The 21,353-nt window shown below is 40.9% G+C and carries 25 protein-coding genes and 1 pseudogene; 19 read left to right on the forward strand and 7 right to left on the reverse strand.

From position 1 onward, the window contains the following. Both AB5Z52_RS10540 and AB5Z52_RS10545 read left to right on the forward strand, forming a co-directional pair. Positions 1–2,085, forward strand: a 2,085-nt coding sequence (locus AB5Z52_RS10540) for a heavy metal translocating P-type ATPase (RefSeq protein ID WP_368266908.1), incomplete at its 5' end; no start/stop codon positions are given. Positions 2,086–2,281: 196 nt separating this feature from the next. Further along, positions 2,282–2,800 (forward strand): prevent-host-death protein, encoded by a 519-nt coding sequence (locus AB5Z52_RS10545; protein WP_029487167.1) that lies wholly within the window; start codon positions 2,282–2,284, stop codon positions 2,798–2,800. Positions 2,801–2,968: 168 nt separating this feature from the next. Here AB5Z52_RS10545 and AB5Z52_RS10550 read toward each other — a convergent pair whose 3' ends face one another. Beyond that, on the reverse strand, positions 2,969–3,694 hold the full coding sequence (locus AB5Z52_RS10550; protein ID WP_231293198.1) for a DUF2087 domain-containing protein: 726 nt from the start codon (positions 3,692–3,694) through the stop codon (positions 2,969–2,971). A 175-nt stretch (positions 3,695–3,869) separates the two neighbouring features. Here AB5Z52_RS10550 and AB5Z52_RS10555 point away from each other — a divergent pair, with 175 nt between their 5' ends. Both AB5Z52_RS10555 and AB5Z52_RS10560 read left to right on the forward strand, forming a co-directional pair. Next, the gene (locus tag AB5Z52_RS10555; RefSeq protein WP_288551790.1) at positions 3,870–5,048 is read left to right on the forward strand and encodes a pyridoxal phosphate-dependent aminotransferase; all 1,179 of its coding nucleotides are present in this window, start codon (positions 3,870–3,872) and stop codon (positions 5,046–5,048) included. 361 nt (positions 5,049–5,409) lie between these two features. After that, positions 5,410–6,321 carry a phosphate ABC transporter substrate-binding protein PstS family protein gene (locus AB5Z52_RS10560; protein ID WP_368243471.1) on the forward strand — a complete coding sequence of 304 codons (912 nt, stop codon included), beginning with the start codon at positions 5,410–5,412 and terminating at the stop codon, positions 6,319–6,321. A gap of 74 nt (positions 6,322–6,395) precedes the next feature. Here AB5Z52_RS10560 and pnpS read toward each other — a convergent pair whose 3' ends face one another. Then, positions 6,396–8,138 (reverse strand): two-component system histidine kinase PnpS, encoded by a 1,743-nt coding sequence (gene pnpS, locus AB5Z52_RS10565; protein ID WP_288551788.1) that lies wholly within the window; start codon positions 8,136–8,138, stop codon positions 6,396–6,398. After that, positions 8,135–8,842: a response regulator transcription factor gene (locus AB5Z52_RS10570; RefSeq protein WP_003127674.1), complete on the reverse strand. Its 708-nt coding sequence runs from the start codon at positions 8,840–8,842 to the stop codon at positions 8,135–8,137. Before AB5Z52_RS10570 ends, pnpS begins: the two co-directional genes overlap by 4 nt. A gap of 143 nt (positions 8,843–8,985) precedes the next feature. On the opposite strand from AB5Z52_RS10570, the gene AB5Z52_RS10575 reads away from it, so the two are divergent. From AB5Z52_RS10575 to AB5Z52_RS10590, 4 genes are all read left to right on the forward strand, one after another. Continuing rightward, positions 8,986–9,459, forward strand: coding sequence for a DUF523 domain-containing protein (locus tag AB5Z52_RS10575; RefSeq protein ID WP_081131248.1), 474 nt, complete (start codon positions 8,986–8,988; stop codon positions 9,457–9,459). Beyond that, positions 9,449–9,787, forward strand: coding sequence for a putative DNA-binding protein (locus AB5Z52_RS10580; RefSeq protein ID WP_003127676.1), 339 nt, complete (start codon positions 9,449–9,451; stop codon positions 9,785–9,787). Before AB5Z52_RS10575 ends, AB5Z52_RS10580 begins: the two co-directional genes overlap by 11 nt. A gap of 15 nt (positions 9,788–9,802) precedes the next feature. Further along, a complete protein-coding gene (gene ffh, locus AB5Z52_RS10585; protein WP_288551787.1) occupies positions 9,803–11,221 on the forward strand; it encodes a signal recognition particle protein in 1,419 nt (472 codons plus the stop codon). 355 nt (positions 11,222–11,576) lie between these two features. Beyond that, positions 11,577–11,780 carry a CsbD family protein gene (locus tag AB5Z52_RS10590; protein ID WP_096710927.1) on the forward strand — a complete coding sequence of 68 codons (204 nt, stop codon included), beginning with the start codon at positions 11,577–11,579 and terminating at the stop codon, positions 11,778–11,780. A gap of 76 nt (positions 11,781–11,856) precedes the next feature. On the opposite strand, the gene AB5Z52_RS10595 is transcribed toward AB5Z52_RS10590, so the two are convergent. Genes AB5Z52_RS10595 through AB5Z52_RS10605 form a run of 3 tightly spaced genes read right to left on the reverse strand, consistent with a single transcriptional unit; the run spans position 11,857 to position 14,291 of the window. Beyond that, the gene (locus tag AB5Z52_RS10595; protein WP_288551786.1) at positions 11,857–13,014 is read right to left on the reverse strand and encodes an ABC-2 transporter permease; all 1,158 of its coding nucleotides are present in this window, start codon (positions 13,012–13,014) and stop codon (positions 11,857–11,859) included. 12 nt (positions 13,015–13,026) lie between these two features. Then, positions 13,027–13,908, reverse strand: a complete 882-nt coding sequence (locus tag AB5Z52_RS10600; protein ID WP_288551785.1) for an ATP-binding cassette domain-containing protein — start codon at positions 13,906–13,908, stop codon at positions 13,027–13,029. Beyond that, a complete protein-coding gene (locus AB5Z52_RS10605) occupies positions 13,905–14,291 on the reverse strand; it encodes a GntR family transcriptional regulator (RefSeq protein ID WP_003127681.1) in 387 nt (128 codons plus the stop codon). Before AB5Z52_RS10605 ends, AB5Z52_RS10600 begins: the two co-directional genes overlap by 4 nt. Before the next feature lie 96 nt (positions 14,292–14,387). Here AB5Z52_RS10605 and AB5Z52_RS10610 point away from each other — a divergent pair, with 96 nt between their 5' ends. Both AB5Z52_RS10610 and AB5Z52_RS10615 read left to right on the forward strand, forming a co-directional pair. Next, a complete protein-coding gene (locus tag AB5Z52_RS10610; protein WP_288551784.1) occupies positions 14,388–14,945 on the forward strand; it encodes a DNA-3-methyladenine glycosylase I in 558 nt (185 codons plus the stop codon). Positions 14,946–14,976: 31 nt separating this feature from the next. Beyond that, complete coding sequence (locus tag AB5Z52_RS10615) at positions 14,977–15,492, forward strand: dihydrofolate reductase family protein (RefSeq protein WP_005471936.1); 516 nt, start codon at positions 14,977–14,979, stop codon at positions 15,490–15,492. A gap of 173 nt (positions 15,493–15,665) precedes the next feature. Here AB5Z52_RS10615 and AB5Z52_RS10620 read toward each other — a convergent pair whose 3' ends face one another. Further along, positions 15,666–16,217: an NADPH-dependent FMN reductase gene (locus AB5Z52_RS10620; RefSeq protein WP_003127684.1), complete on the reverse strand. Its 552-nt coding sequence runs from the start codon at positions 16,215–16,217 to the stop codon at positions 15,666–15,668. Positions 16,218–16,495: 278 nt separating this feature from the next. Between AB5Z52_RS10620 and rpsP the strand changes: the two genes are divergently transcribed. From rpsP to AB5Z52_RS10665, 9 genes and pseudogenes are all read left to right on the forward strand, one after another. Then, positions 16,496–16,771, forward strand: coding sequence for a 30S ribosomal protein S16 (gene rpsP / locus AB5Z52_RS10625; RefSeq protein ID WP_003127685.1), 276 nt, complete (start codon positions 16,496–16,498; stop codon positions 16,769–16,771). An 11-nt stretch (positions 16,772–16,782) separates the two neighbouring features. Further along, positions 16,783–17,028 carry a KH domain-containing protein gene (locus AB5Z52_RS10630; protein ID WP_003127686.1) on the forward strand — a complete coding sequence of 82 codons (246 nt, stop codon included), beginning with the start codon at positions 16,783–16,785 and terminating at the stop codon, positions 17,026–17,028. Positions 17,029–17,139: 111 nt separating this feature from the next. Next, on the forward strand, positions 17,140–17,352 hold the full coding sequence (locus tag AB5Z52_RS10635; RefSeq protein WP_368243469.1) for a hypothetical protein: 213 nt from the start codon (positions 17,140–17,142) through the stop codon (positions 17,350–17,352). A 124-nt stretch (positions 17,353–17,476) separates the two neighbouring features. Further along, complete coding sequence (locus AB5Z52_RS10640; RefSeq protein WP_288551782.1) at positions 17,477–18,277, forward strand: hypothetical protein; 801 nt, start codon at positions 17,477–17,479, stop codon at positions 18,275–18,277. 30 nt (positions 18,278–18,307) lie between these two features. After that, positions 18,308–18,784, forward strand: a complete 477-nt coding sequence (locus AB5Z52_RS10645) for an N-acetyltransferase (RefSeq protein ID WP_288551781.1) — start codon at positions 18,308–18,310, stop codon at positions 18,782–18,784. A gap of 48 nt (positions 18,785–18,832) precedes the next feature. Continuing rightward, on the forward strand, positions 18,833–19,357 hold the full coding sequence (rimM, locus tag AB5Z52_RS10650; RefSeq protein WP_003127690.1) for a ribosome maturation factor RimM: 525 nt from the start codon (positions 18,833–18,835) through the stop codon (positions 19,355–19,357). Next, positions 19,347–20,102, forward strand: coding sequence for a tRNA (guanosine(37)-N1)-methyltransferase TrmD (trmD, locus tag AB5Z52_RS10655; protein WP_003127691.1), 756 nt, complete (start codon positions 19,347–19,349; stop codon positions 20,100–20,102). The genes rimM and trmD overlap by 11 nt, the downstream gene beginning before the upstream one ends. 257 nt (positions 20,103–20,359) lie before the next feature. Next, complete coding sequence (gene rplS / locus AB5Z52_RS10660) at positions 20,360–20,707, forward strand: 50S ribosomal protein L19 (protein WP_002357176.1); 348 nt, start codon at positions 20,360–20,362, stop codon at positions 20,705–20,707. Positions 20,708–21,077: 370 nt separating this feature from the next. Continuing rightward, positions 21,078–21,278, forward strand: a pseudogene (locus tag AB5Z52_RS10665) (hypothetical protein); the annotation flags it as partial. Positions 21,279–21,353 lie beyond the last annotated feature (75 nt).

Genomic DNA, 21,353 nt, shown 5'->3' on the forward strand with positions numbered 1-21,353 from the left:
CACAGTAAGATGGATCACAGTAAGATGGATCACAGTAAGATGGATCACAGTAAGATGGATCACAGTAAGATGGATCATAGTAAGATGGATCATAGCCACATGGATCATGGCATGAGTGGAATGGATCATAGTATGCATATGGGGAATTTCAAACAAAAGTTTTGGCTTTCCTTGGTTTTAGCAATCCCGATTATTCTTTTATCCCCTATGATGGGGCTTGAATTGCCTTTTCAGTTCACTTTTCCAGGGTCTGACTGGCTAGTGATGATTTTAGCCACGATTTTGTTCTTCTATGGCGGTCAGCCTTTCTTGAGCGGAGCGAAGATGGAACTGCAGCGAAAGAGTCCAGCAATGATGACGTTGATTGCTATGGGGATAACAGTCTCTTATGTCTATAGTATTTACGCGTTTATCGCGAATCATTTCATGCATGGCGCACATGTCATGGACTTCTTTTGGGAACTGGCTTCATTGATCGTGATCATGCTTTTAGGACATTGGATCGAGATGAACGCTGTGTCCAATGCAGGGAATGCATTGCAAAAATTAGCTGAATTATTGCCTGATGAAGTAACTCGTAAAAAGGTAGATGGTTCTGAAGAAAAGATACCACTGGACACAGTGAAGAAAAATGATCGTTTGATCGTACGAGCGGGTGACAAAATCCCTACAGACGGTATCATCAAAGAAGGGGCAACCACGATTGATGAATCCGCAGTTACGGGTGAGTCCCGTAGAGTAGCGAGAGAGTCCGGTTCGAAGGTAATCGGGGGTTCCGTAAATGGAAATGGAACGATTACTATTGAAGTAACAGGAACCGGTGATGAGAGCTATCTTTCAAAAGTAATGGAAATGGTTCGTCAAGCGCAGGCGGATAAATCAAAATTGGAAGCTTTGTCAGATAAAGTGGCAAAATGGTTGTTCTATATTGCATTGGTCGTCGGAATTACCGCATTTGTAATTTGGGTGTTCGCAGCGGATTTGCCAACAGCGCTGGATCGGATGGTAACTGTTTTTGTCATTGCCTGTCCTCATGCACTTGGATTAGCCATTCCGTTGGTTGTCGCACGTTCGACATCAATTGCTGCTAAAAACGGCTTATTATTAAAAAATCGTAATGCACTGGAAAATGCCCATGATCTAGACTATTTGTTACTTGATAAAACCGGTACTTTAACACAAGGAACTTTCTCGGTCACAGGAATTGAAAGCTTTGGTGACTATACAGCAGATGAACTACTAGCCTATCTAGCAGGGCTGGAACAATCGGCCAATCATCCTATTGCTGATGGCATCTTAGCGCAAGCAAAAAAGGAAAATGTTCAGCCGAAGGAAGCGACTGGAATCCAAGCGCATTCTGGTATCGGGATCGAAGGGATGATTGCTGGGGAGAAATGGCAGATCGTCAATCAAAAAGGGATCGAAAAGTATCAGACAACCATTGATCCGGACCAATTGAATAAATATCAAGAACAAGGGAACACCATTAGCTACTTGGTGAAAGGCGATCAAGTCGAAGGACTCGTAGCTTTGGGAGACAAAATCAAACCAGAGGCGGTAAATTTCATCGAAACATTGAAGAAACAAGGGATTACACCAGTGATGTTAACTGGAGACAATCAAGCAGCTGCTAAGGCAGTGGCAACTTATCTAGGCATCGATGCGTATTTTGCTGAATTATTGCCAGAAGATAAAGAACGAATCGTTGCTGATTATCTGAATAAGAAACAACGGGTAGCGATGGTTGGTGATGGTATCAATGATGCCCCAAGCTTGGCTCGGGCAACGATCGGTATTGCTATCGGCGCTGGAACAGATGTCGCGATTGATTCCGCAGATGTTGTTTTGACCAATAGTAACCCTAATGATATTCTGCATTTTCTTGAACTGGCTCATAAAACTAGACGGAAAATGATTCAAAACCTTTGGTGGGGAGCAGGGTACAATATTGTGACGATTCCCTTAGCTGCAGGAATCCTAGCACCAATTGGTATCATTTTAAATCCCGCTGTCGGCGCCGTTTTGATGTCACTAAGCACAATCGTAGTAGCAATCAATGCTATGACACTCAAAATTGATGAGTGACAAAAAACCGAATCGTTTGTTTCCATTGATTCTCTTGTAAGCAGGAGAACGACCGAAACAAACTGATTCGGTTTTTTAGTCAGTTGAGAATCGAAGATTCTTTGGTGATTTAACGGCAAAGCCGTCGAAATAAACCTACAATCGACCAGTGACTTTATGCTATAATGTGTTCGTTGAGACAAGGAGGACGTTAAGAATGGAACTGAAGAAGTTAGAGGTTCCCACTACTTCGATCACTGAAGTAAAAAAATCTCCGATGGATGTATTTAATCAAGCGAGAGAAGCGGGAACAGCAGTATATGTATTCAATCGTGAAAAAGTGGCGGGGGTCATGCTGACACAAGAGCAATATGAAACACTCTTACAGGAACTGGATCAACGGCCATTAGCGGAAGAAGAGCCGGATCAACCAGCTGTGGCGGGATTGGAAGAATTCTTACAGATTATGCGGCAAGCATTGATCACAGGGGCAACGATTTCTGCAAAAAATTTGGACGAACGAATGGTCGCATTAGGCTTTATTACCCGCAAAACAGGCTTTGGCGGTGTAGTTGACATGATCAATGAATTAAAAGAAACCGGAAAGATTGTCTATCAATTGCGCAAAAAGCCCGATGGAAAATCTATCAGTGCCGAAGTCATCGGCGAGCAAGACAATCAAACGCAGCTTTTTGATAAATTGATCATCAAAAAAATATTCCTTAAAGAAAACTAACAGTTATGCTGCAGCATAACTGTTTTTTTGCGTAAGTGTAATAGTGTGAGTTTAGTCGATACCGATAGAAATAATGGCTGAGACAAAAGGTTTGAAAAGGATACTCCTGATTAGGATCAAAAAGTACCATCAGATAACAGCTAAGTCTCAGCCCTTTTCAGCGACCCACTAAGCAACCGTCAACCAATAGGTTTTACCATCTTTGGTTCGCTGCATGAATCCGTATTCGATCAAATAGCGGCGAACAGTGACGTAGTCAGCAATAAACTGTTTCAAAATATCATTGACGGCACTTTCGGAATAATTTTTTTGAGAATCAAATTTTTGAGCCAAAACACTCAATACCACGATTTTGCGTTTTTCCTTACTTGGAAATTGATGAATCACCCCATCTTGATCGAAGTAAGTCGCAATGATTTTTTCTCTTTCTTCGCTGGTGATTGCATAACGATCATCCAACATGGTTGCTCCTGTATGGGGAAGAACAAAATCTTGTTCTTCTAAATGTGCCATAATACTTAAAAAGACTTTCGCTTGCCGTTCTTTTTCTTTTAATTTAAAGCGGTGATTTCGTACTGTCGAATTAGAGATACCTAGACGTTGCGCGATGACGGCATCGCTGAGTCCTTGCGCAAATAATGATAAGATCTCTTGTTGGCTTTCTGACAAACCTGTCTGCTCGCGACTTAATGACAGCAATGCATTCAGTAAACCACCATGGACCTCATTTAGATGTAATAAGATGCATTTTTTGGCGGTATAAAAGCGATCAGAGGTTGGATAAATTTGTCCTTTTTCATAATTAACATCGCAGAATAGGCATTGATAATGTGTTTTTGTGGAACGATACCCATGTTCATAGTCAGACAAAGAGGTGGCGGGAATAGTATTCACTTTAATCATCTCCTTTCGTTTATTTATATACTAACATTTATAAATATCGTTTGCAAATATACAAACAAATAGATTTTTATTTTTTGTTTTAGCGAAAGTATTAAATTACGGATCAAAATGTGATAGGATTAACAGCAATAACAAAAGGTAACTTTGTGTGGATAGGAGTGATACGATGACAGATGTCAGTCAGCGTTTTAACAAAGAAGTCTATCAAATTGCTGTTTCTTTGATTCGAAAATTTGATGAGCGGGTATCTGGTATACCAGATATTTTGAAATTAACATTAGGCGAACCGGATTTCAATACACCGGATCATGTCAAAAATGCTGGTGTTCAAGCAATTGAGCAAAATTACAGCCATTACTCAGGAATGGCCGGGTTAACGGATGTTCGAGAAGCCGCAAGCCTTTTTTTAAAAGAAAAATATCAGTTGAGTTATGATCCGTTATCAGAAGTATTAGTGACTATCGGTGCAACTGAAGCAATCTCTGCTTCTTTATTAGCAATTCTGGAACCAGGAGATAAAGTCCTTTTGCCAGCACCTATTTATCCCGGATATGAGCCTGTGATTCAACTAGCTCACGCTACCCCCATTTATTTAGATACCACAGCGAACGATTTTGTATTGTCACCGGAGATGTTGGAAGCGGCTTTGATTGAGCATGGGGATCAGGTCAAGGCGGTTATCTTAAATTATCCTAGTAATCCAACCGGCGTGGTTTATTCTCGTGAAGAAGTTCAAGCACTTGCGGAAGTTCTGAAAAAATATCCTGTGTTTGTCGTTAGTGATGAAATTTATAGTGAACTTTCTTACGACGCACCCCATGTATCGATCGCAGAATATTTACCGGAACAGACTCTTTTGATCAATGGGTTATCAAAATCACATGCAATGACTGGCTGGCGGATTGGTTTTATCTTTGCTCCCGTTGCCTTAACTGCCCAAATTATCAAAGTTCATCAATATTTAGTAACGGCAGCCTCAACGATTTCACAAAAAGCAGCTGTAAGAGCGTTAGTTGAAGGAATCAATGATGCTGCAGTTATGAAAGCCGAGTACCGTCAGCGACGTGATTTTCTCTATGAAAAAATGACAGCATTAGGTTTTGAAATCGCCAAGCCGTCAGGAGCTTTCTATTTATTTGCAAAAATCCCAACCGGTTATGAACAAGATTCGATGGCATTCTGTGTTGATTTAGCAGAAAAAAATCAATTAGCAATCATACCAGGGATCGCATTCGGACCCGAAGCCGAAGGATATGTACGCCTAAGCTACGCAGCCAGCCAAGAGAACCTGCAAGAAGCCATGAAGCGACTAAGTAATTATATGAAGAAACAACCAAATCAATAAACACATCAGAGCGTCCCAATGGGACGCTCTTTTGCTGCGAATCACTGCGATTGACACTCGAAGAGTGGCATGCAAGTTCGTCTTAGCGCAAACGCGCTAGAAGCCAGTGCGAAGCAAAGTAAGTGTAGCTCCAATATGGAGTCATAAAGAACAACACACAGCGGCACTTGTACCTTTTGCTTTTTTAAGAAGGAACCAGGCAAGCTCTTTTCACTTTAATGAAAAGAGAGGAACAATGACGAGCGATACATTTTAATGTTTACAAAAGATTTACATGGGTTTATCTATTCTTTACTTTAAATCAATCATGGGTTTACAAGGGGTTGCTAAACTAAGCATATAACGAAAGGAGATTTAACAAATGAAAAAACTGGGATTCTTAATTTTAGCAACAGGACTATTACTAGCTGGCTGTGGAAATAGCGGATCAAATGCTGCTGATAGCGGTCAAGCATCAAATGAATCAAGTGCTTCAGGAGCAGCGTCTGGAAATGTAGAAATTTTGGCTGTTGGATCAACTGCACTACAACCATTAGTTCAAGCTGCACAAGAAAGTTTCACCTCTGAAAATCCAAACTATATGATTACTGTTCAAGGCGGCGGTAGCGGCACAGGACTGAGCCAAGTAGAAGCTGGTGCTGTAACAATCGGTAATTCTGATGTTTTTGCTGAAGAAAAAGACGGAGTAGATGCTAGCAAATTGGTAGACCATAAAGTCGCCGTAGTTGGAATGGCTCCTGTAGTGAATAAAGAAGTTGGTGTTAAAGATATCAGCAAACAGGACTTGATTGATATCTTCACTGGTAAAACCAAAAATTGGTCTGAACTTGGCGGAAAAGACCAAGAGATCGCAGTGATCAACCGTGCCTCTGGTAGTGGTACACGGGCAACATTTGAAAAATGGGGACTTGACGGGGCCGAAACAATTCAAACCCAAGAACAAGACTCTTCTGGAACGGTTCGCAAAATCGTTACAGAAACACCAGGAGCAATCAGCTATCTTGCTCTATCTTATCTGGATGATTCTTTACAAGCATTAACGATTGACGGTGTTGAAGCAACTCCAGAAAATATTGCTACAAATGACTGGAAAATTTGGTCTTACGAGCATATGTATACAAATGGCGAACCAGATGCAAACGTCAAAACATTTCTTGATTACATGTTGAGTGACGATATTCAACAAGGTGTGGTGAAAGAATTAGGATACTTACCAATCACAGAAATGAAAGTTGAACGTAGTGTTGAAGGGGATGTTACGAATATAAACTAAGCTGACTGATAACAGAAGTTGACTCGTTCCATAAAAAAGACTGTAAACTAAAAAATTCAGGACTTGCGTATAGATTACGCAGGTCCTGAATTTTTTTTGGTCTCAAGAGGAAGTGTGATCGTAAATGTTGAGCCAGCCCCTGGGAAGCTGTCAACTGTGATAGTGCCGCCTAACAGTTTCGTATAATCTTTAACGATGGCTAGTCCTAAGCCGGTTCCTCCTGAATTACGCGTACGAGCTTTATCTACGCGATAAAAACGTTCAAAGATCCGAACTTGATCTTCTCGATCTATACCGATCCCTTGGTCACGAACTGAAAGCTGTAATTGTTTTGCTCGATACGAATAGTCAACTTGGATGGTCCCTTGTGATTTGGAATAATTGACTGCATTTTCAATCAAATTTTTCAAGATTGGTTGCAGTAGCTCTCTTTTTGAGATGAAAATCAATTCTTCAGGACCATTGATGGTAAAGTACAACTGTTTTTCTCGTGCAATTGGTTCATAGGAGCGGATGATTTGCTCAATCAATGCTCGAAGGTTGATTTCTTGTGCGGTGTAATCAAATGAATGACTATCTTTGGATAAAAGAATAATCTCTTGAATCAAATTTTCTAGACGATAGGCATCTTTTTGGATGATTTTAAGGAACGAAACCAATGTTTCTCGATCTTCTAAGGCACCATCCAATAATGTTTCCGTAAAACCAATCAAAGAAGTGACTGGCGTTTTCAATTCATGAGAAACATTACCGACGAAATCTTTTTGCATTTTTTCTAATTGACGCACCCGAGTCAGATCATAAGAGATCCCTAACAACTCATTTTCATTAAAGAGACGCAATGTTACATCAAGAACTCGCGGATGATCATCACTCAAAGCAATTTCTTCTTGTAAAGAAGGGGTCTGCTCGTTCATGTGATAAATTAATTGAATCAACTGTGTATCATGAATCACTTCAGTGAATGGTTGTGGCAATTGAGGCAATGCTTCGATCCCTAGCTGCTCTTGCATGGTAGGGTTCAGCAATAACAATCGGTCATCCTGATCAATGATAAAAACCCCGATCATCAGTTCATTCAACAGGCCATACAATTGTTGCTCAGAAGCGGCATAAGCTTGATAGGTTCGACTCATTTGTTCACTCAATTGATTGATCGTCTGGTATAAGTTATCATGCTCAGGTGTTTCTTGCATAATGATCGCCTGTTGATCAGGAGAAGAAATCATTTTTTTTAGAACAGGCAAAATAGTCTGCACAGGACGATTTCTTTGACGTAACGCATGAAACGTCAAAAAGCTGACAAATAAACAAAATAGGAGATAAACGAAAAAGATCGAACGCTGAATGGTTTGGCTTTTAGCAAAAAAAGGTGCCGTTGGTTCAGCGATCCGCAAAATTTGCTGCAAGTTGCCATCTTCTTTGACAGGGATCGCAACATACAGCAATTCTTCATTCAATGTATCACTTTTTCGCAAAGACTGGCCCAGATTACTACCTTTTAAGACTGCCTGCACTTCAGGTCGGTTGGCTCTGCTTTCTTTTAAAGACGAATCGTAAGTATCGTAGATGATCCGCCCATCCTTGTCCAATAAAGTGATCCGGCTGGAACTATCCTGTACATAGGCATCAGCAAATTGTTGCAATGTCGCTGGTTGATTATCAGAAAGGTTCAAGAAAATCGCCGCTTTTTCTTCCAAGAAGTCTACTTGTTGGGCAATCACTTGCTGGCGATAGAAGCTGCTAAGAAACTGCCAGCAGATGATAAACAGTACGGCTAATAGCAGACTCCATAGGCCATAGCCAAAGCGTTTCATGAATGAGGCTCCTGAAATTTATAACCAAATCCGCGAACTGTCACTAAATACTCGGGATGTTTCGGGTCACGTTCCAGCTTTTCGCGTAAATGACTGATATGCACATCAACGATTCGGCTTTGGCCATCAAAGTCAAAATTCCAAATGCGATTCAGCAGCGTATCGCGGTCGATCACACGGCCTTTCCGTTTCATGAAGTATATTAGCAGTTCAAACTCTTTTGGAGTCAGAAAAATCTTTTCTCCCTTGACGCTTACTTGGTAATTGGTCAAGTCTGCTAAAATGTCACCAATTTGCAACATTTCTGCTGGCTGATCCGAAAGATCTGCAGTGCCTCGCGGTTCCAACCGTCTAAAGATTGCTTTCATCCGAGCAAGCACTTCTCTAGGACTAAAGGGCTTGGTTAAATAATCATCTGCTCCGATTTCAAGCCCAAGAATCCGATCAATCGGATCATCTTTAGCGGTTAAAACTAAAATAGGGGTCTCGATTTTTTCTTGTCGTAGTTTCTTGGTGATTTCGATACCGTCCATTTGCGGCAACATCACATCTAAGATAATGAAGTCAAAATCTTCAGATAGTGCCAGATCAACCCCCATTTTACCGTCGACAGCCGAAACGACTTGGTATCCTTCTTTTTCTAAATTGAATGTAAGTAAAGTAACGATAGATGGTTCATCATCTACCACGAGAATTTTTTTCATCATGAACTCCTTTCTTAACAAAGGAACAATCATTTTACGTTGTTCTAGCTATATTTTAGCATGAATAAAGAATTGGTACTATTGTCTACCACAAATAAATGCTATAATAAAGGACGATTTGAGAAGAAAGCTGAGGGTGTTCGATGATTGGAATCAGTGCATGTTTAGGTGGGGTCATGTGCCGCTATGACGGGCAGCATCAAGCGGTTGCTCAACTGGTTGAACTCGTTCAAACTGGTCAAGCAGTGATGGTCTGTCCAGAAGTCCTTGGCGGGTTGCCGATTCCTCGTGAGCCAGCAGAAATTGTTGGTGGGGACGGTAGAGATGTTTGGTCACAAAAAGCCAAAGTCATTACTGTCACTGGAGAAGATGTCTCAGAACAATTTATGAACGGCGCAAAGCTTGCCTATCAAAAATTACGCGATCTTGGGATCACGCAACTGATCTTAAAAGAAAAAAGTCCTTCTTGCGGCAGTCGGATTGTTTACGACGGCAATTTTTCAGGAGTCAAAAAAGAAGGTGTTGGTGTCGCCAGTGCTTATTTTCAACAACAAGGAATGACCGTGCTGTCGGATGTCGACTGGCTTGCTGAGCAGGAGGAAAATAATGGAGATTGAAAAAACCAATCGAATGAACGCGTTGTTTGAATTTTATTCTACACTGTTAACTGAGAAGCAGATGAATTATATGGAATTGTATTATGCAGATGACTTCTCATTAGGTGAGATTGCAGAAGAATACCATGTAAGTCGGCAAGCAGTGTATGATAATATCAAACGAACGGAAAAAATTCTTGAAGACTATGAAAAAAAACTACACATGTTTTCGGATTATATGATGCGGGAAGACTTGTTGGAGCAATTATCTGAGTACACCAAGACGCACTATCCCAAAGATGAGACATTGCGCTCGTTGATCGAAGAGATCCAAGAAATCGAAGAATAAAGGAATGAAAAAAAGATGGCATTTGAAAGTTTAACAGAACGCCTACAGCAGGCGATGAGCAAACTGCGTAAGAAAGGGAAAGTTTCTGAAGCAGATGTAAAAGAAATGATGCGGGAGATTCGTTTGGCTTTATTAGAAGCCGACGTTAATTTACAAGTAGTCAAGGAATTTACCAAAAATGTTCGTGACCGTGCAGTTGGAGCAGAAGTCTTAGACAGCTTATCTCCCGCGCAACAAATCGTCAAGATCGTTGATGAGGAACTGACCAAAACATTAGGTTCTGAAACAGTTGGTATTGAGAAATCACCAAAAATCCCGACTGTTATTATGATGGCTGGTCTGCAAGGGGCCGGTAAAACGACATTTGCTGGGAAATTAGGCAACCATTTGATCAAGACAGAAAATGCGCGGCCTTTGATGATCGCAGGAGACGTGTACCGTCCAGCAGCGATCGATCAGCTGAAAGTTTTAGGCCAACAATTAGATGTACCAGTTTTTGATATGGGAACCGATGTCAGTCCTGTTGAGATCGTTCGTCAAGGGATGGCATTGGCAAGAGAAAAGAAAAATGATTATGTCCTAATCGATACTGCCGGTCGTTTACACATCGATGAAACATTGATGGATGAATTGAAGCAGATCAAAGAGTTAGCACAGCCGAATGAAATCCTCTTAGTCGTTGATGCGATGACTGGACAAGATGCCGTGAATGTCGCCGACAGCTTCAATCAACAATTAGGTATTACTGGGGTCGTTATTACGAAACTAGATGGGGATACTCGTGGGGGTGCTGCGCTTTCCATTCGACAAGTGACTGGTGCGCCAATCAAATTTACCGGTACTGGGGAAAAACTGACAGACTTAGAAGTCTTTCACCCTGATCGGATGTCCAGCCGTATTTTAGGTATGGGAGACATGTTGACGCTGATCGAAAAAGCCCAACAAGACTACGACGAGAAAAAAGCAGAAGAATTAGCGCAAAAAATGAAAGAAAATTCCTTCGACTTCAATGACTTTGTTGAGCAGATCGACCAAGTGATGGGCATGGGACCTATCGAAGATCTTTTGAAGATGATTCCAGGAATGAGTCAAATGCCAGGTATCGAAAACGTCAAAGTCGATCCGAAACAAATCGCGCGTCAAAAAGCGATGGTCTATTCAATGACGCCTGCAGAACGGGAGAATCCTGATTTGCTGAATCCAAGTCGTCGTCGTCGGATCGCAGCGGGGTCTGGAAATAGCGTGGTCGAAGTCAATCGGATGATCAAACAATTCAAAGAATCCCGAAAAATGATGCAACAAATGACCAAAGGGAATATGAATATCCCGGGTATGGATCAAATGTTTGGCGGCGGTGTTAAAGGAAAATTAGGTAAAATGGCCATGAACCGAATGGTCAAAAAACAAAAGAAGAAAAAGAAAAAACGTAAATAATTAACTGAAATAAGCAAGCAGCCGTTATGCTAATCACCATGAAAAGTATCGAAAAGATTCCAGGATCATTTCTGATACTAGAAGATGGTTTGGTCGACTACGGTTGCTTTTTTCGTTTGCGGTCTTCTGTTCGTCAGTTGCTTGTTTGGAAAGGGAATACCTATCAGTTGGATCGATAGCTGAAACGTAATATAGCGACCTTTGAACATGTATCGGCTGAGCAAGGATAGATGGTTTAACTAGCTGATCCAAGTAGATTCATTAAGTACTTGAACGCGTTGCAAGGCAAAATATTCGTGCTTTAGACGGATAGATGCTACTATTTATTTATAGTAATTGAAAGGAGCAAGTGACGATGACAAACAAAGATCGAGTTGAAGGTAAAATTACTGAAACAAAAGGGAAAGTTACGGGCGATGACTCCGAAGAATTAAAAGGGAAAACCCAAAACGAATACGGTAAAGTGAAAGATAAAGTAGAAGACTTTGCAGATGACGTTTCTCGCAAAGTGAATCATTTCTTTGATAAACATGACGATAAAGATAAGCCTAACCGCTAATTTAACTGAAACAACCGTTAACGATTTCGTTAACGGTTGTTTTTTTCTTTTAAAAAGGAAGACTGTCAAAGAAGTGCTAGCTGACAGTCCGGCTATTCATAAAGCGACGAGCATGCCACCATTTTTTGATTGCTTTCGGATAAACCAATAGGAAGCTGACTACAAGACAGACCACTAAGTAAATACAAATCGAAACGATAGTTCTCGTTTGAGAGAAGTCATCATAATAGAGTTGGACCAGCAACCAATTCATATTGATCAAGTAGAACCAAGTACCAATGGCCATCACTAAAAAGACGGGCAATCGAAAGGCGGGAACCGTCAGATAGTCGCCGTCATTTTCTAAGGAGATGCGGGCAAACACTTCTTGAGCAGCAGCAATCAACAACAAGGATAGGAGTAGTGTGGCGAAGACTGCCCACCAATTGACTGGTAAGCCATTGGGCCAGTCATTCCAAAGATTGTTCAATACTAAGTGCCCCCCTTTTCCATAGAAGAAAAAGCTCAGAAATTCTTGCAGATTATAGTAAAAACTGTAAAAACCGCTCATCAAGAAAAAAATCAAAACGATCGTTAATGGACCGAAAAAGAGATTGCCCAAAAGCACCCCTAAGAAGGATCCGATGGCTGTCACTGCCAAATTTCCTACAAACGTACCAACACCAGATGCGAATAGATCTGATAGCGGAATTTGGAAATATTCGGAGGGAATCATCAAGTAGCGAATGCAAATATTGCTCAAAATACCAATGATTAAAGCGAAACTGACCGGTGCAAATAAGAAAACCGCTTTTTGACGGAAAATCTGTCGTTTTTTAAACGGCAATGAGAATAAAAAACGATTGAAATTTGTCTTTTGATCAATGAAAAAACTAAGAAAACCAAAAACAAACAATAATGGAAGAATAAAATAAGCGCCTGAGGTATTGAAATTAGCAATATACGTATCCTGTCCATTACTTTCTGGTACCGGCCTATTATAAATGAGCAAGTTTTCATCCTTGTATTCATCGATCGATGAGTAATAGACTGGTTTTTCTCCGTTATAGTCCTTAATATAGTAATCAGGATGCTCTTGGAAATCTTTCTTGAATTCTTCTGAATCAAAATAGTTCTTTTGATTGTGCCAAGAACGTTGGGTATCCCAGCCCATTCCTGCATAAATCAAAACCAAGATCAGACAAAAGCCAAGCAACAGTTTGCCATATCGCTGGCAATAAATTTGTTTTAACATTTTCTTTCACCTCTAACCTTTCAACAAGGATTCTTGACTCAAATTGGCTTCAAATAAATCTTCCAAGGTCAATGGGAGTTCTTCAAAGAGCAACGGCTCTAGTTGCCGGATCTGTTCTTCTAATACCGCGTCGTATTCTTCGAACAAAGCAACAATCACCCGCCCTTGACGATTGATCAATTTCGAATGCTGTTTGATCATTGGCGGTACCTGTTTCCCACGAAAGACGAATTGAATTTTACGGGCATTTTCCCGCATCGTTTCTAACCGATAATCTTTAGCGATTGTTCTTCCTTTGATTAAAAGGGCTCGGTCGATAATGTTCTCAAGCTCATTTAGATTATGAGAAGCGATGATGGCTGTGCGATTAGATTCACTCAAGTTTTCTAACAAAAGGCCAATGACCTTTTTGCGTACAATAATATCTAAACCGTCAAAAGGTTCGTCCAATAGCAAGTAATCGGCATTTGAAGCAATGGCTAAGCTCATTTTATACAATCCTTGCATGCCTTTAGACATTCGGCGATACGAATGGCCAAGCGGCAATCCATTGCTCTGCATCAGCTCAAGATAAAGGTTTTGATTAAAGTGGGAATAAGCGAGACGATAAAAGGCATTGATTTTTTTCAATGAATACGCCGCTAAAAAGTTCTCTTTTTCATCGATATAAAATAAGTTTTCCTTTAGTTGTGGCTTCTGGGCCAATGATTGACCATCAATCATGATTTCGTCGCCGTCTAAAGCGTACTGTCCTGAGAGTGTACGGAAAAGCGTGGTTTTTCCAGAGCCGTTGCGCCCAATCAAGCCAACGATTTCATTTTTGCGCAATGAAAATGTAACATCTTCTAGAATAGTAGTCCCTTCAATTTTCTTTGTAACGCCTTCTAGGTTCATTTATTGATCCCTCCCAGTTCTTCTTCAAAAACAGTGACCCAAGCAGTGATTTCTTGGATGCTGATCTGCAAATGTCCTGCCTCGATCACTAATTCTTTCAATCGTTCTTTTAATTGTTGGATGCGCCGCTCGTCGCGTGGAACACTGTCCAGTGCTTTGACAAACGTTCCTTTGCCTTTGATGGTGATCAAGACCTGCTCATTTTCTAATATTTTGTAGGCCTTGCTGACGGTATTTGGATTCATCAACAAGCGTTTGGCCATCTCACGAACCGAAGGAATTTGATCACCCGGTCTCAAAACACCATGCAAGATGTCTTCTTTGATGCTCAATATCAGCTGCTCGTAATAAGGTTTGCTGCTTGTCTTGTTGATCATGACCATGTACTCAGCCCCTTTCATTTATGTGTACTAGTATACGTAGTACACTATCAAAAGTAAAGAACTTTTGCTAAAATAAGACAAAAAGGAGGAGTGACTATGACTCGTTGTGGTTGGGCAACAAGTAGTCCCGCAATGCAAGAGTACCATGATCATATCTGGGGGAAACCGGAGTATGATGATCAGCAGTTGTTTCGTAAGTTGGTTTTAGATATGAATCAAGCAGGGCTGAGTTGGCAAACGATTTTGAACAAGATGTCAAATTTTGATCAAGCATATGATCACTTTGATATTGAGACAGTAGCCAATTATTCGGAGGAAAAAATTCTAGCACTGATGGATGATCCCGGTATTATTCGTAATCGCAGAAAAATAGAAGCGGCAGTTCATAATGCACAACTCGTATTAGCGATTCAGCAAGAAATCGGCAGTTTTTCTGATTTTTTATGGCGTTATGTCGACCATCGACCCGTCATCAATCATTTTCAAACACAATCAGAAGTACCCACCCATTCACCAATTTCTGATCGCTTGGCGAAAGATTTGAAAGCCCGTGGCTTTAAGTTTGTAGGAACGACGACAATCTATGCATTCATGGAAGCTGTAGGAATGGTTAACGATCACCTGACAAGCTGTATCTGTTACGAGGAACGTTAGAAAGAAGAGAAAAATCGAGGAGGAGTCTTATATGGGAAAACTGGTTTTTTATGGCGCTATCAGTTTAGATGGCTATTTAGCTGGAGCAAAGGATCAATTGGACTGGTTGTTGGAGACCGATACGGGGACAAGTACTACGTATGAGAAATTTTTTGAAACGATTGATGCAACAGCGATGGGCCGTAAGACGTACGAAGAAGCCAAAAAAATGTTGGCGACGGAGAAGCTCTATCCAGAAAAAGAAAATTATGTGTTTTCCCGTCAGATGCAGACCGATTTAACGGACGCAGTAGTTGTGGATCAAGACCCGGTTGCTTTTTTATCACAATTGAAAAAAGAGAAAACGGTTTGGTTGGTTGGCGGTGGAAAGTTATTGCACCCTTTATTGGAAGCAGATCTGATTGATGAATGGTATGTACAGATCGCTCCTGTGTTATTAGGAACAGGCAAGCGCTTGTTTGAGCCAGGAGAGTATACTACTCGTTTACAATTCGTGGATATGACGCAAATGGGTGAACTCGTAGAGATCCACTATCAACGGAAATAGATGGCTTGCTTTCTGAGTTTCTCTTTTTCTGTGTTGCAGATACTTCCTTATGATTCACTCAGAGTTTACATTGAACCATCCAGCAAAAAAACGCACACTCACTGGTTTCCCTTATGGGATAGATCAGTGAGTGTGCGTTTCTTATCTGACTGTCACAAAATCGTGACCGGTTTTTAGTTGTAACGGTTAAACAAGTCGATGTAGTTGTCAACGATTGTTTGGAAGAAGTTGACGGTATCTTCTTTGATCGTATTGTTTTCATCGATCAAGTTCATGATTCCACCGATATAAGCTTCTGGTTGTTGCAAAGTCGGCATATCTAAGAATACCAATGATTGACGCAGGTGATGGTTCGCACCAAAACCAGCGATCGCACCTGGTGAAACACTTACGACTAAAGCAGGTTTCCCGCTCCAGCTGCTTGCTCCATAAGGACGTGAACCGACATCCAAGGCATTTTTCAATGCTGCTGGTACAGAACGATTGTACTCTGGTGTAAAGAAGAATACACCGTCCACACTTTGCAATTCATTACGGAATGTTGTCCATTCAGTAGGCACTTTGCCTTCTACTTCCAAGTCTTCATTATAAAATGGGAGATTGCCGATTTCTAAAAAGACAGCTTCGAAACCTTCTGGCAATAATTCTGCAAATTTCTTCGCTACCAGCTTGTTATAAGAGCCTTCGCGTAAACTACCAACGATAAAACCAATTTTTTTTGTCATGTTGAATTCCTCCTCATATCTTTTACATGTTTTATCTTACCAAAAGTAAGTAAAACTGACAAATAAAAAGCATTTGCCTAGAAAATCCATTCATAAAGCGATGTCTCAGCTATAATGACTGTCTCTCTCTAATGATACGCGTTGCAGGAAAATCTGGCAAAAGATAACCTATAGAAGAAAGAAACAGAAAAAAAGAGACTGTAAAGAAAAAACTCTTTACACCGTCAGTAAAACCTGTTAAACTAGCTCTTGTGATTAAAACAATGGAGGTGTAAATAATGGCAGTAAAAATTCGTTTAAAACGCATGGGTTCTAAAAAGAAACCTTTTTACCGTATTGTCGTAGCAGATTCACGTTCTCCTCGTGACGGACGTTTCATCGAAACAGTAGGTACTTACAATCCTTTGCAAGACCCAGCTGAAGTGACAATCAAAGAAGATTTGATTCTTGATTGGTTATCAAAAGGTGCGCAACCTTCTGATACAGTACGCAATATTCTTTCAAAAGAAGGCGTAATGAAAAAACACCACGAAGCTAAATTCACTAAGAAATAAGGTGACGACGGATGAATGATTTGCAAGAATTAGTCTTAACGATCGTTTCACCATTAGTGACCAAACCTGAGGAGATCCAGCTTGATGTGGTTGAATCAGAAGATTTCTTTGAATATAATCTTACAGTTGCTCCGGAAGATATCGGACGAATCATTGGTAAACAAGGTCGGGTGGCTAAAGCAATCCGGACGATCGTTTACGGGGTTCGCACCAACGGCCCCAAAAAGGTCCGTTTAAATATCATTGATGGAAAGTAATTGATCGCATCACTCATTGAGTGATGCTTTTTTTCTATCCTGTTAGTTCATGCTCAAGACCTATGACAGATCGGCTGATTTTTGAGATAATAAGAAAAAGGAGGCGGGAGTATGTCACAAGTGATTGCATGGATCCTATTTATTTTTGTTTTGATCTTTATTTATAAAGTGGGGTCATTTATCTGGCGCATATTAGGCGTATTGTTTTTGCTATTTTACTATGGATCTATCGGGATGTCATCTTTACGCAAGTTAGTCAATGGACACGAGATTTCCGCTGGGATCAACTACCAACTTATTTGGACCAAGGAATTCAATGGGTAAAAGACGGCTGGCAAGCCTTGCAAAGCTGGATTTCGAATAGGATTAGCTAGGAACAGGAGACAAGCAAAGTTGTTTGTCTTTTTGTTTTGGAAAGGGTATGCTCAATAAAAAGGGGGAAATCATCATGAAAAAAGAAATAGGTCTCCTAGTGACAGTATTGGCCATTGGGGCATTAGCAGGATGCGACACGAAAAATAATACGGATAAGTCTGAGTCAACCCATTCAAGCACTCATACTAGTACAACCATTTCTTCTGAAAGCAGTAGCAGTAGTAGTGAGGCAGCCTCCAGCAGTGCCGCGCAAACTTCAAGTAAGACAGTTACCCAAGCAGGAACACTGGATCAGTTGTCAGCTGCTTTTCCGCAGGATCGCTTGCCATCAGAGGTGCCGCTGACGGAGCAAAAGACCTTGAATGCTGCAACCGACGAAGGGGCAGATCAACTCTCTATCCTCTATTATCAGTTAAATGATCAACGAGAATTGAATGATCCATCATTGAACAATGAGACACCAATCGCTAGCTACAAAAATGCTGCTTACGAAAATGAAGACCAAGCGGCGGAGGCTGTACATGCGAACCTTGATGAAGGCGGACAGGCGGTCGATCTAGGACATAACATCACTGGTCATATGCAAGGTGCAGCTGGTTCCAGTTATCTAAGTTGGCAAGAAGGCAATTGGAACTTGACGGTACGAGCAGTCAATCAAGAAAATCAAGATCCCGTGCCAGTAGCAAAAAAAATCGTGGCCTATTTAGAAGAAGCCATGTTACCTGCTCCAGGTATTGGGCAAATCACTGTTGATATGGGTAAGTCAGATTACACGGCTAACAGCGTTTCTTGGCAAGACGGTAAGATCACTTATACCTTGCAACATCAAGATCCTTTATCCGCATTGAAAATGGCTGTCTCAATGAATCAATAAAAGAGCCAATCTAATGTGTAGGACGAAGTCATGCAGATTACGTATTTATCTGATCCTCGAGAAAAGAAACAGATCGCACAAACCATTCTGGCTGATTTGCCGGAATGGTTCGGTCTGCCTGAAAGCACTGCCGATTATGTTGAAAAAAGTGCCTATCAAGAAATGATCGTTGTAGAAAACAAAGGTTTTTTGACCCTTGTAAAAACAAGTCCAGCGACTGCTGAGATCTATGTTATGGGCGTATTGAAAGCCGATCACCATCAAGGAATCGGCAGCCAATTGATCCAAGAAGCCATCCGTTGGTGCCAACGAGAAAGTATGGCCTTTTTACAGGTTAAGACATTGGCAGAGACGCATCCAGACCAACACTATCAACGTACACGAAGTTTTTATGAGGCGATGGGATTTTTGCCTGTCGAAACATTTCCCACCCTTTGGGGAGCGGAAAATCCATGCTTGTTGATGATCCAAGCAGTTCCACCTCGGGAAAACACTAGAATTCCTTAACTGCCCATGCTAAAATGAGAAGGATTATAAAGGAAATGAGGACCAATCGTGACTGAATTTTTAAATGTAGGAAAAATTGTCAATACCCACGGAATCCGGGGAGAAGTACGAGTGATCTCGCAAACCGATTTCCCAGAAGAACGCTACCGTAAAGGGCAACGATTAACACTGTTTCGAGAAAATAAAGCACCGCTGGAATTAACCGTCGCTGGTCATCGTAAACACAAGAATTTTGATTTATTGACATTCGAGGGGTACCCCACGATCAATGATGTGGAACCTTTGCGAGACGGTATCTTAAAAGTTTCAAAAGACGAATTAAGCGAACTAACAGAAAATGAGTATTACTATCATGAAATCATCGGCTTGACCGTCATTGATGAGCAAGCCAGAGAACTAGGAAAAATCAAAGAAATCCTATCTCCCGGTGCCAATGATGTTTGGGTAGTCCAACGCAAAGGCAAAAAAGATGCGTTGATTCCCTACATCGAATCAGTGGTAAAGCAAATTGATTTGGATAAAGGCGAAGTGCATATTGAGATCCCAGAAGGGTTGTTGGATGATGAGGATTGATGTTTTAACCTTATTCCCAAGAATGTTTGACGGCCCAATGGGGGAATCGATCATTGGAAAAGCTCGGGAAAAAGAGCTTCTAGAAATCAATGTCTCAAACTTTCGCGAATTTTCGGACAACAAACACCAAACAGTAGATGACTACCCTTATGGCGGAGGGGCAGGGATGCTGCTGAAAGTTCAGCCGATCTATGATAATTTAAAAGCGATCGAAACTGCCACCCCGCAAACCAAAAAACGTATTATCTTGTTAGACCCTGCCGGTAAGAAATTCGATCAAAAAATGGCCGAATCTTTTTCGCAAGAAGAGCATCTGGTATTTATCTGCGGACATTATGAAGGGTATGATGAACGAATTCGTTCGCTAGTGACGGATGAAGTTTCTCTCGGGGATTATGTTTTGACTGGTGGCGAATTAGGCGCGATGGTGATGATCGATGCGACCGTTCGTTTGCTGCCTGAAGTGCTAGGAAACGAGACGTCTGCGCAGACTGATTCCCACTCCACAGGGTTGCTTGAACACCCGCAGTACACGCGACCAGCAGAATTTCAAGGGATGACGGTCCCACCAGTCTTGATGAACGGCAACCACAAACTGATCGAAGAATGGCGCTTAAAAGAATCCTTGAGACGAACTTATCATCGGCGACCTGATATGTTGGCGGATTATCCCCTAACAGCAGAAATGAAAAAAATGCTACAAGAGATCGACGAAGAAGCTTCGGCAGAGGATGAATCAAAGTAAGAAATCTCAGTATCTAGAATCGCACCTGCAATCAAATGAAACCACCACAACGGATACTAGAAGCACCAGTCTAGTCCGTTGTCTTTTTTATAGAGACAAAATAAATGTCGGGAAAAAAAGCTGGTGACAAGAAATTTGTCTTTACATGAGCTGGAAAGTTATGGTAAGATATTTCAGTGAGTGTAAACTCAACTATTACGATATTCCGCTGGAGCAAATTGCTTTAAGAATGTTTGGGAATAAGGAGAATGATAAAGATGAATCCATTGATTCAAGAATTAACTCAAGAACAATTACGTACTGACATCCCAGCTTTCCGTCCTGGGGACACTGTTCGCGTTCATGCGAAAGTTGTTGAAGGAACGCGCGAACGTATCCAGTTATTTGAAGGTGTTGTTATCAAACGCCGCGGAGCTGGTATTAGCGAAACTTATACCGTTCGTAAAGTATCAAATGGTGTAGGTGTTGAACGTACCTTCCCATTGCACACACCACGTGTTGCACAAATCGAAGTTGTTCGTTACGGTAAAGTACGTCGTGCAAAATTGTACTACTTGCGTGCATTACACGGAAAAGCAGCTCGTATCAAAGAAATCAGAAGATAAACACGGGAAACTTCCTTGGAAATCTGAAATCTGTGAAAAGTCCTTGTATATCAAGGGCTTTTTCTTTTTTCACTATCACAGTTTTAAGCCTCAATTGGCTATTTTGGATCATTTTTCATTCATATTCCATTAAATTGCCCTAGATTGTCCGATTTTGACTATCAGTGTCGTCAAAATAGGGCAAAATTTCGTAGTCAATTTGACGACAAATTTAATACGAAAAATACCAAAACATTTACCGAATTTAGCAACTTCTGAACCCGAGTTACTAAAAGGGTCGACTTTTTTCGAAAAAGCCAAAACATGCACTTTTCTACTAAAAAGTTGATGTGATAGGATTCTATCTAAATAGTTTTTAGGAGTTTTTATCGTGAAACAAGATGATGGACGAATCGTATGGAAGAATCTAAGTGATCTAAAACTGATTTTGTTAATCAATCAATTTATCGAAAAACACGAAATAAAATCTAGCCGTCAATATCAGAGGAAATTATTAGAAAATCCCAATTCTGCACCAAGTATGTGGTTTATCAATCAAAAATATGGTTCATGGAAAAACTTATTAGTTACAGACTGTAGACAAAAGCTGTTCCAAACTCGTAACTCGAGCTTGGAACAGCTTTTTATCTACTTCGTTTCGAATTTT

Source organism: Enterococcus sp. RTP21361st1_A6_RTP21361_211029 (genome assembly GCF_040910045.1).
GTDB classification, from domain to species: domain Bacteria; phylum Bacillota; class Bacilli; order Lactobacillales; family Enterococcaceae; genus Enterococcus_D; species Enterococcus_D gallinarum.

Excerpts from the sequence above, each read along its gene's own strand:
- AB5Z52_RS10545 (WP_029487167.1), top strand. The coding sequence starts at position 2,282 with ATGGAACTGAAGAAGTTAGAGGTTCCCACTACTTCGATCACTGAAGTA.
- AB5Z52_RS10555 (WP_288551790.1), top strand. The coding sequence starts at position 3,870 with ATGACAGATGTCAGTCAGCGTTTTAACAAAGAAGTCTATCAAATTGCT.
- AB5Z52_RS10560 (WP_368243471.1), top strand. The coding sequence starts at position 5,410 with ATGAAAAAACTGGGATTCTTAATTTTAGCAACAGGACTATTACTAGCT.
- pnpS (WP_288551788.1), bottom strand. The coding sequence starts at position 8,138 with ATGAAACGCTTTGGCTATGGCCTATGGAGTCTGCTATTAGCCGTACTG.
- AB5Z52_RS10570 (WP_003127674.1), bottom strand. The coding sequence starts at position 8,842 with ATGAAAAAAATTCTCGTGGTAGATGATGAACCATCTATCGTTACTTTA.
- AB5Z52_RS10575 (WP_081131248.1), top strand. The coding sequence starts at position 8,986 with ATGATTGGAATCAGTGCATGTTTAGGTGGGGTCATGTGCCGCTATGAC.
- AB5Z52_RS10580 (WP_003127676.1), top strand. The coding sequence starts at position 9,449 with ATGGAGATTGAAAAAACCAATCGAATGAACGCGTTGTTTGAATTTTAT.
- ffh (WP_288551787.1), top strand. The coding sequence starts at position 9,803 with ATGGCATTTGAAAGTTTAACAGAACGCCTACAGCAGGCGATGAGCAAA.
- AB5Z52_RS10590 (WP_096710927.1), top strand. The coding sequence starts at position 11,577 with ATGACAAACAAAGATCGAGTTGAAGGTAAAATTACTGAAACAAAAGGG.
- AB5Z52_RS10595 (WP_288551786.1), bottom strand. The coding sequence starts at position 13,014 with ATGTTAAAACAAATTTATTGCCAGCGATATGGCAAACTGTTGCTTGGC.
- AB5Z52_RS10600 (WP_288551785.1), bottom strand. The coding sequence starts at position 13,908 with ATGAACCTAGAAGGCGTTACAAAGAAAATTGAAGGGACTACTATTCTA.
- AB5Z52_RS10605 (WP_003127681.1), bottom strand. The coding sequence starts at position 14,291 with ATGGTCATGATCAACAAGACAAGCAGCAAACCTTATTACGAGCAGCTG.
- AB5Z52_RS10610 (WP_288551784.1), top strand. The coding sequence starts at position 14,388 with ATGACTCGTTGTGGTTGGGCAACAAGTAGTCCCGCAATGCAAGAGTAC.
- AB5Z52_RS10615 (WP_005471936.1), top strand. The coding sequence starts at position 14,977 with ATGGGAAAACTGGTTTTTTATGGCGCTATCAGTTTAGATGGCTATTTA.
- AB5Z52_RS10620 (WP_003127684.1), bottom strand. The coding sequence starts at position 16,217 with ATGACAAAAAAAATTGGTTTTATCGTTGGTAGTTTACGCGAAGGCTCT.
- rpsP (WP_003127685.1), top strand. The coding sequence starts at position 16,496 with ATGGCAGTAAAAATTCGTTTAAAACGCATGGGTTCTAAAAAGAAACCT.
- AB5Z52_RS10630 (WP_003127686.1), top strand. The coding sequence starts at position 16,783 with ATGAATGATTTGCAAGAATTAGTCTTAACGATCGTTTCACCATTAGTG.
- AB5Z52_RS10635 (WP_368243469.1), top strand. The coding sequence starts at position 17,140 with ATGTCACAAGTGATTGCATGGATCCTATTTATTTTTGTTTTGATCTTT.
- AB5Z52_RS10640 (WP_288551782.1), top strand. The coding sequence starts at position 17,477 with ATGAAAAAAGAAATAGGTCTCCTAGTGACAGTATTGGCCATTGGGGCA.
- AB5Z52_RS10645 (WP_288551781.1), top strand. The coding sequence starts at position 18,308 with ATGCAGATTACGTATTTATCTGATCCTCGAGAAAAGAAACAGATCGCA.
- trmD (WP_003127691.1), top strand. The coding sequence starts at position 19,347 with ATGAGGATTGATGTTTTAACCTTATTCCCAAGAATGTTTGACGGCCCA.
- rplS (WP_002357176.1), top strand. The coding sequence starts at position 20,360 with ATGAATCCATTGATTCAAGAATTAACTCAAGAACAATTACGTACTGAC.